Origin of the sequence: Sphingobium chlorophenolicum, assembly GCF_000722875.1 — a bacterium.
Classification (GTDB): Bacteria; Pseudomonadota; Alphaproteobacteria; order Sphingomonadales; family Sphingomonadaceae; genus Sphingobium; species Sphingobium chlorophenolicum.
In genome coordinates, this window is the sequence record NZ_JFHR01000054.1 from 1 (window position 1) to 631 (window position 631).

The 631-nt window shown below is 56.7% G+C and carries 1 protein-coding gene; it reads left to right on the forward strand.

Annotated features, from left to right (window positions below):
- The first annotated feature begins 87 nt into the window (after positions 1 to 87).
- Positions 88 to 339, forward strand: coding sequence for a nuclear transport factor 2 family protein (locus tag BV95_RS24620; RefSeq protein WP_476712783.1), 252 nt, complete (start codon positions 88 to 90; stop codon positions 337 to 339).
- Positions 340 to 631: the final 292 nt, after the last annotated feature.

Consider the following 631-nt stretch of genomic DNA (forward strand, 5'->3'; position numbering starts at 1 on the left):
TATGCCGACCGAACCGATGTCGACGCAGGTATCCCCTGGAAGGAACAGGGCCTGAGCGCAGGCGCCGAACTTCAGGGCGACAGGCTGGTGTTCAGGGGACGGCAAAAACTCCACCACTTCTCCCTCCCCAAGGGAAATCCCGCCATCCAGTTCCATGTGGTCAGCCAGCCACTCGTCACAATCCACTCGCCAACCACCGCTTCGGCACAAAGCTATATGCGCGTCTATGCAACGCCACATGGCGAACCGCCACAGCTCAAGGTCGTCGGAAAATACTCCGATCAGTTCATATGCAACAACGATCAGTGGAAATTTAAAACCAGAACCTGCGAGATCTGATCGGTCATCGGCTACTGAGGTTTCCCCCCTGCCCGCCCCGGCGGGCATTTCGGGATTGACCGGATAAATAAAAGTGTAGATACACAGATTCGCCCGGCGCGTATCCGGCGCGATATGGGAGAGGCATTGGTTTGCGGCGTTTTTGATGCGCTGTGAGTCATCATCAAGGAACAAGTGGATGTCAGGAGGCAGCCAATCGGTGGCCATCGTCGGCGCTGGCGATTATATCGGCGCGGAGATCGCGAAGAAATTCGCAAGCGAAGGGTTTCATGTCCATCTCGGTCGCAGGGGC